The 7,688-nt window shown below is 63.9% G+C and carries 7 protein-coding genes and 1 tRNA gene; 4 read left to right on the forward strand and 4 right to left on the reverse strand.

The features are described 5' to 3' along the window. The coding region (locus AADA04_RS02810; RefSeq protein ID WP_340691716.1) for a DNA gyrase subunit B at positions 1-2,199 on the forward strand (2,199 nt) is incomplete at its 5' end. A gap of 101 nt (positions 2,200-2,300) precedes the next feature. Here the strand turns inward: AADA04_RS02810 and AADA04_RS02815 are convergent. From AADA04_RS02815 to AADA04_RS02825, 3 genes are all read right to left on the reverse strand, one after another. After that, positions 2,301-3,092, reverse strand: coding sequence for a hypothetical protein (locus AADA04_RS02815; protein WP_340691717.1), 792 nt, complete (start codon positions 3,090-3,092; stop codon positions 2,301-2,303). Between the two features lie 31 nt (positions 3,093-3,123). After that, positions 3,124-3,672 carry a DUF3617 family protein gene (locus AADA04_RS02820; protein WP_340691718.1) on the reverse strand — a complete coding sequence of 183 codons (549 nt, stop codon included), beginning with the start codon at positions 3,670-3,672 and terminating at the stop codon, positions 3,124-3,126. 88 nt (positions 3,673-3,760) lie between these two features. Further along, positions 3,761-4,486, reverse strand: a complete 726-nt coding sequence (locus AADA04_RS02825) for a VOC family protein (RefSeq protein ID WP_340691719.1) — start codon at positions 4,484-4,486, stop codon at positions 3,761-3,763. A 231-nt stretch (positions 4,487-4,717) separates the two neighbouring features. Here AADA04_RS02825 and AADA04_RS02830 point away from each other — a divergent pair, with 231 nt between their 5' ends. Further along, positions 4,718-5,641 (forward strand): cation diffusion facilitator family transporter, encoded by a 924-nt coding sequence (locus tag AADA04_RS02830; RefSeq protein WP_340691720.1) that lies wholly within the window; start codon positions 4,718-4,720, stop codon positions 5,639-5,641. 102 nt (positions 5,642-5,743) lie between these two features. After that, positions 5,744-6,724 (forward strand): thioredoxin-disulfide reductase, encoded by a 981-nt coding sequence (trxB, locus tag AADA04_RS02835; protein WP_340691721.1) that lies wholly within the window; start codon positions 5,744-5,746, stop codon positions 6,722-6,724. A 3-nt stretch (positions 6,725-6,727) separates the two neighbouring features. Here the strand turns inward: trxB and AADA04_RS02840 are convergent, their stop codons facing one another. Beyond that, positions 6,728-7,495, reverse strand: coding sequence for a hypothetical protein (locus AADA04_RS02840; RefSeq protein ID WP_340691722.1), 768 nt, complete (start codon positions 7,493-7,495; stop codon positions 6,728-6,730). A 134-nt stretch (positions 7,496-7,629) separates the two neighbouring features. Here AADA04_RS02840 and AADA04_RS02845 point away from each other — a divergent pair. Beyond that, a tRNA-Met gene (locus AADA04_RS02845) sits at positions 7,630-7,688 on the forward strand.

Here is a 7,688-nt window from a genome sequence, read left to right on the forward strand (position 1 = left end):
ACCGTCACCGACAACGGCCGCGGCATCCCGGTCTCCATCCACGAGGAGGAGGGCATTTCCGCGGCGGAGGTCATCATGACCCAGCTGCATGCGGGCGGTAAGTTCGACCAGAACTCCTACAAGGTCTCCGGCGGCCTGCACGGCGTCGGCGTGTCCGTCGTCAACGCCCTGTCCGACTGGCTGGAACTGACCATCCACCGCGAAGGCAATGAGCACTGGGTCCGTTTCGTCGATGGCGGACGTGTCGAGGCGCCCCTCATCACGCGCGGCCCCTCGCCGATGACCGACAAGGGCAAGCCCTATACCGGCACCGCCGTGCGCTTCATGGTCTCCGCATCCACGTTCACGATGACCGACTATGACCGCAAGACGCTGGAACACCGCCTGCGCGAGCTCGCCTTCCTGAACTCCGGCGTGCACATCATCTTCCGCGACGAGCGCGACGCCGATGTCTACGAGATCGACCTGATGTACGAGGGCGGCGTCAAGGCCTTCGTCGAGCACCTCGACCGCCAGAAGACGCCGATCCTGCCAGACCCGATCTATGTCATCGGCGAGAAAGACGGCGTCACCGTCGAGGCCGCGCTCGAGTGGAATGACAGCTACCACGAGAACGTGCTCTGCTTCACCAACAACATCCCCCAGCGCGACGGCGGCACCCACCTGGCCGGCTTCCGTGGCGCGCTGACCCGGATCATCAACAAATATGCCAACGAGACCGGCATCGCCAAGAAGTCCAAGGTCGAAATCTCGGGCGACGACGCCCGCGAAGGCCTCACCTGCGTGCTCAGCGTGAAAGTGCCGGATCCGAAATTCAGCTCGCAGACGAAAGACAAGCTCGTCTCGTCCGAAGTGCGCCCGGTCGTGGAATCCCTGATGGGCGAGAAACTGTCGGAATGGTTCGAGGAGCATCCCAAGGAAGCCCACGAGATCATGATGAAGATCGTCGAGGCGGCCGCCGCACGCGAAGCCGCCCGCAAGGCGCGCGAGTTGACCCGCCGCAAGTCCGCCCTCGATATCTCTTCCCTGCCCGGCAAGCTTGCCGACTGCCAGGAAAAAGACCCGGCCAAGTCCGAAATCTTCATCGTCGAAGGCGACTCCGCTGGCGGCTCGGCCAAACAGGGCCGGTCACGCGACAACCAGGCCATCCTGCCCCTGCGCGGCAAGATCCTGAACGTCGAGCGCGCCCGCTTCGACAAGATGCTCTCATCCGACCAGATCGGTACGCTGATCATGGCGCTCGGCGCCGGCATCGGCCGCGACGAGTTCAACATCGAGAAGCTGCGCTACCACAAGATCATCATCATGACCGATGCTGATGTCGACGGCGCGCACATCCGCACGCTGCTGCTCACCTTCTTCTACCGCCAGATGCCCGAGATCATCGAACGCGGTTATCTCTACATCGCCCAGCCGCCGCTCTACAAGGTGACGCGCGGGCGCTCCGAGCGCTACGTCAAGGATGACGCGGAACTCGAAGCCTATCTCATCGGTGAAGGCACCAGCGGCGAAACGCTGATCCTGAACGACGGCACGCAGATCGGCGGCGAAGACCTGCGCGACCGCGTGCGCCAGGCCGCCAATTTCCGCGCCAGCCTCAAGCGCCTCGCCCAGCGCGCGCCAGCGGACCTGATCGAACACGCCGCTCTTGCCGGCGCGATGAGCGCCAATGCCGCGCCGGAAACGGCCACAGCCACCGCTGAACGCCTCAACCGTCTCGCCGAAGAGGGCGAAGACACGTGGGAAGGCCAATTTGAAGACGGCGGCCTCGTGCTCAAGCGCACCGTGCGCGGCGTCGAGGAACTGGCGGTCCTCCCGCCGGCCCTGCTCGCCAGCCAGGACTCCGTGCGCCTCGCTGAGCGCGCCGCCGGCCTCGCCGAGATCTACACAGACCCCGCCATCCTGCGCCAGGAAAAGGGCGGCGACGTGCCGGTCAACGGCCCGGCCTCCCTGCTCGATGCGGTGCTGAACTCGGGCCGCAAGGGCCTCAAGGTCCAGCGCTACAAGGGTCTTGGTGAAATGAACGCCGACCAGCTCTGGGAAACCACGCTCGACTCAAACGCCCGCACCCTGCTGCAGGTCCGCGTCGACCATGCCGACGAAGCCGACGACATGTTCACCAAACTGATGGGCGACGTCGTGGAGCCAAGACGCGAGTTCATTGAGGAATTTGCGCTGGAAGCCGAGGTGGATGTCTAACCGCATTCCGTATTCCCGGGCTTGACCCGGGATCTCATGCCATGATGTCCTGACGCCGCCGCATGAGGCCCCGCCCTTCGCCGGGGACACGGGAGAGATCGCTATCGCACCTTCACGCTCACCGTATCCACCACAATCATGTCGTGACGTACCGAGAAATTTTCCGGCGTGTCGCAGCGCAGGGACACCTGCACCTCGTCCGGCAGGTCCTTGAGGCTCCAGCGCGTATAATTCGTGCTGACACAGAACGTTTTCGTTTCACCAACCCCGAGATTGATCTCGAACGTGTCCGGCTCGCGGTCGATCAGCTTGCCCTTCTTGCCCCGCATCTCGAGATCGTATTCCTGCATCGCGAATGTATTGTTCAGCACATCGACACAGACTTCAAACTCGTCATCCGTGACCGGATCGTCAATCACGCGGGAGGTCACATTGACAATCTGCCCACCCGGCCGGCCGCCATAGGCCACCGCCGCATAGGTATTGTTGATCGCGTCATAATACAGCCCGGCATGGAAGCGGCAGAGCGACTTGCCGACCATGGGCAGCGAATAGGTCGGCGTCGCCTTGCCGCTGGCACAGATCGACGCCATTTCGCGCTTCATCCGCCGGTCGCACTCGGCCTGCGTCCTCTCCTGCAGCCGGTAGCAGGCATCATGGCGCTGGCAGACCGGGCGGAACGGCCCGTCAGTCACCGCGCCTACCACATTGACGAAGCTTTTCGGCAGCCTGGTCTGGATGAATTCCGGCCCGCACCGGTCGTCCGGGTCGCGCATGGTCGCCTCACGCGTCGCATAGGCCTCGCCCACCGGCTCAGGATAGTCCACGCCTTCGCCCGTCACCGTGCAACCGGCCAGGAGCAGGATCGACGCAGTGAAAATGGTCGCCTTCATGTACTGGCCAATCGCATCTCGACACTCATCCCTATGCGGGGCACTCCCCCGCATACTCAAATTGCTGCTCCACGCTCAGAGACGCCGAGACTTCATCTACCTGGCTATGCAGACCGCCTGAGACGTAGAATGCTTGCGACGCCGCGCGCCCACCGGGCAAGCTGAAATAATGCTCTGACAGATACCCCTTCATCATGTGACCGGCCCCAATCTTCCACATGCCAGTCATCTCCTGCCCGCCATGCTTGCAGGCCATGTTAAAATATACGCCAACATTATCCACATCGCGGACGGTGACCTCACAGCCTGGCTTATTGAAAGCCTCTGCCCGCAAAATGTCGCCCTCAGGCTGAACGCACATTTGTCCGGATTGGCTCTGTGGTGGCTGCTCGATCCGCTCACCATTCGCATATCCGGTTTGGGTTTGCGTAATCGTCACGTCGTAAAGCCCCGGACGAATATTCAGCCCTTCCAGTTCAACCTCTTCCTCTTCGCCAAAAATCCCAAGTGCGCCTTGCGCTGCGGCCATGCCTGCGAGCGCGGCAGCAACGCCAAGCGTTGCCATAAACTTAATCGTCATTTCGAGTCGTCCCCACGTTATTTCATCCCGCAAATTAGTAAGTCGAAACGCACTTTGGTCAAACGGCTGCCTGCAAAAATGGTCGCCCTCATGAAGTGGCCAGCCGCATCTCGACACCTGCGACCCAGACGCTCCGGCCCTCGACCTCGAGGTCGGCGTCCCGCGCGCGCGCCAGGATGCCGTCCACGTCCGGCAGGTCCAGCTCGAAGGCGATCAGGCGTTCGGTCTGCCCCTGGATGAAGGTCAGCCGTCCGTCATCGGCGAGCTTCAGGCCGGAGCCACCGCCCGGCACGTCCAGCGCCGCGCCCCAGCGCGCCATCAGGCGCGTCGGGTCGGGGCTGACCAGCACAGCGCCGGTCAGTTTGCCTTGCGTGCTGTTCTTGCGCCAGTTCGGCCCGCCCCAGCGCCATGCGCCCGCAGGCTTCGGTTGGTCGACAGACACGATCGCGCCGCCAATATCGGCCGGGTGCAAATGGCTGGCAGAAATGTCCTTGAGGTCAATGTCCCAGACGCGGCGGATGCCCAGCGTGTCAGCCCGCGCCCGAGTCGCTGCGATATCCTCGACTTCGAAGATCGCCATATATCCGCCCGGCCCGCCGCGCGACATGAACCGCGCCGCCGGCGCCGTCTCCACCGTCGGCACCACCACTTCGAGGAACTGGTCGCCAATCGCGAACACGCCATTGACCAGGCCAAACTCGGCCACGCCCGGATCGGGAAACGGCTCGCCCAGGGCGAACACGGTCTTGAGCGTGTCGATCGTGTCGGTCGTCTCGCTGGCAATCACCAGCTGGCGCAGGCGCGGAAATGTCATGTCGGAATCCCTCCAAGCGTATTTTTGCCCATCAGGCCACGCGCGGCGGTTTCGTGCAAGGGCACGGCCATCCGGGTTCCATCCGGGGCCTGTCCGGACTTTTTCCGGGCATTCTTTCGGGCTTTTCGAAGCCGCTTGTCCCGCACATGGCTTGGGCACCTCGCACCTTGTTCCTGCAATGCTATCACACACGAATTGACCCCGCGCCGAAACGCCGCCACCTGATAGGACATGAGTTCGCATTCCCACGATCACGGCGACGACCATGGCCACAGCCATGACCACGCCCACCATCATGCCGACATGGGCACCGCCGACAGCCGCCGCCGCGTCGCCATCGCCGCCGCACTGACAGCGGCCTTCATGTTCGCCGAAGTGGCAGGCGGCATCCTCTCCGGCTCTCTCGCCCTGTTGGCCGACGCCGCGCACATGCTCACCGATGCCGGTTCGCTCGTGCTCGCCTGGGTCGGCTACAAGCTGGCCGAACGCCCGGCCGATCCGCAGCGTTCATTCGGCTTTGCCCGCATGAAGATCCTGGCCGCCTTCACCAATGGCATCCTGCTGGTCCTGCTGGCGATCTGGATCGTCTGGGAGGCCATCCATCGCCTCATGGCACCGGTCGAAGTGATGGGCGGCCTGTTGATGGTGGTGGCCGTTGCCGGCCTCGTCGTGAACGTGATCGCCTTCCTCGTCCTGCATGGCGGCAGCAAGGACGATCTCAACATGCAGGGCGCGCTCTGGCACGTAGCGGGCGACATGCTCGGCTCGGTCGCGGCCATCGCCGCCGCCGGCATCATCATGGCGACCGGCTGGATGGCCGCTGACCCGATCCTGTCAGTCCTCGTCGCCCTGCTGGTCGGCTTTGCCGGAATCCGCATCGCGCGCCAGTCCGGCCACATCCTGCTCGAAGGCACGCCGGAAGGCCTCTCATCGGCTGACATAACCGCCGACCTGGTCATGAATATTCCGGATATTGCGAGTGTCACCCACGTCCATGCCTGGGCGCTGACCGAAACCAAGCGCCTGATCACGCTCGAAGTCACCGCCGCGCCCGGCGCCTGCACCGAAACCGTCCGGCGCGACGTGAAAGCCCGCCTCGCCGACGCCTTCGACCTCAGCCATGCCACGGTGGAAGTGGTGTCAGAGCCGCTTTAGCCGCGCTACACGTCCATGTGAGACACCCCGCCCCTTTTACTTTTGCCCGCGAGTCGCCATACCAAGGCTGACTGATAATCACGCATTCGAATGGAGGCCCAGATGGCCGATTCCGCCGCAAATACCCGCCACGCTGAAATCCTCATCATCGGCTCCGGCCCGGCCGGCTGGACCGCCGGAATCTATGGCGCGCGGGCCATGCGCGACGTGCTGGTCGTAACCGGCATCCAGCCCGGCGGCCAGCTGACCATCACAACGGATGTCGAGAACTATCCGGGCTTTACCGAGATCCAGGGCCCCGAACTGATGGTCAAGATGCAGGAACATGCCGAGGCCATGGGTGCCAAAGTGGCGGACGACCATATTGCCAGCGTGGACTTCGACGTGCGCCCCTTCCGCGCCGTCGGCGAGAGCGGCACGGTCTATACCGCTGATTCCATTATTATTTCGACCGGCGCCCAGGCCAAATGGCTGGACCTTCCCACCGAGCAGAAATTCAAGGGCTTCGGCGTGTCGGCCTGCGCCACCTGCGACGGCTTCTTCTATCGCGGCCGCGAGGTGCTCGTGGTCGGCGGCGGCAACACCGCTGTTGAAGAGGCGCTGTTCCTGACCAATTTCGCCTCCAAGGTCACCGTCATCCACCGCCGCGAAGGTTTCCGCGCCGAAAAGATCCTGCAGGACCGCCTGTTCAAGAACCCCAAGGTCGAAGTCCTCTGGAATACGACACTCGAAGAAGTGCTGGGTGACGAGAACCCGCTCGGCGTCACCGGCGCCCGCCTGAAAAATGTCGAGACCGGAGAGGTCACCGAGCGGCCCTTCCACGGCATCTTCATCGCCATCGGCCACGCCCCGGCCACCGAACTTTTCAAGGGCAAGCTGGCGATGAAGCCGAACGGCTATCTCATCACCGCGCCGGACTCGACGGCGACCGACATTCCGGGCGTGTTCGCGGCTGGCGACGTCACCGACGAGACCTATCGCCAGGCCGTCACCGCCGCCGGCATGGGCTGCATGGCCGCTCTGCAAGCCGAGCATTTCCTCTCCGAACAGGAAGCGCTCGCCGAAACGGTTGCGGCGGAATAACGCCTAAAGCATCAATTTTGCCATCGCCTCGACATCGCGGCTCTTCTCCGTTGCGATGGCGGCTGACAGCATGCGGGCCCGCGTCTGCATGAGCCGTTCGAGGTCGCTGTCGACGGGCGCCGCAAGGGCAGCATCGAGCGCCGCCGTGATCTGCTTCCGATATTTCCAGGCATTCAGCGCGGCCAGCGCGCGGGCATATTGCCAGTGCAGGGACGCGTCGCCGGGGGACGCCGCCATGGCCGCCGCATAATGCGTCTCGGCAGCGTCCATGCTGGCGCCCATGATTATGGCCCCCAGAAAGCCCCCGCGATTGAGGACTTCGATATTCCAGACGGCGAGGAACCCGTGCGCATAGGCGTTCTGAGGATCGTCCGCCAGAACGGCCTCGGCCAGTTGCCGGGCCACTTCGCCATGGCCGGACTCTCTCGCATCTCGCAGGCTCATCGGTCGGGCGAGCAGCGACAGGGCAATGGCTTTTTGCAGGCGCCCTTCGATATGGCCGGGCTGGACGGCGAGCGCCCGGTCCGCCTCACCCAGTGCCGCGATCAGCAGGGCCTCGGGCGGCTCGGTCTCGCCGCTGATCGCCTTGGCGAGCAGGACGCGGGCGCCGAACGCGCAGGCGTCCGGGCCGTGATCTGCCGCCACGTCTGCGAATGCGGCGTCATACCGACCAGCCATGAAGGCATCGCGCGCGTCCTGGCTCTGCGCCGCAGCGGGCTGGAACCAGGTCATCAACAGGATCGAAAAGAGCAGCAGCACAACGCGTATCATACACCCAACCTAGCCCTGTCGGATAAGTTCGGCCAGCCTGATACACAATACCCCGCACAAGCTGCAGGAGACACGCTTGCGAGGCGGCCCGCTCCCGTGTAAGAGGCGCCCTCGCATCAGCGAAACGGTTCGGTAGCTCAGCTGGTTAGAGCGCGCGACTCATAATCGCGAGGTCGGGAGTTCAAGTCTCCCC

Source organism: Hyphomonas sp. (assembly GCF_037969335.1).
Taxonomy (GTDB): domain Bacteria; phylum Pseudomonadota; class Alphaproteobacteria; order Caulobacterales; family Hyphomonadaceae; genus Hyphomonas.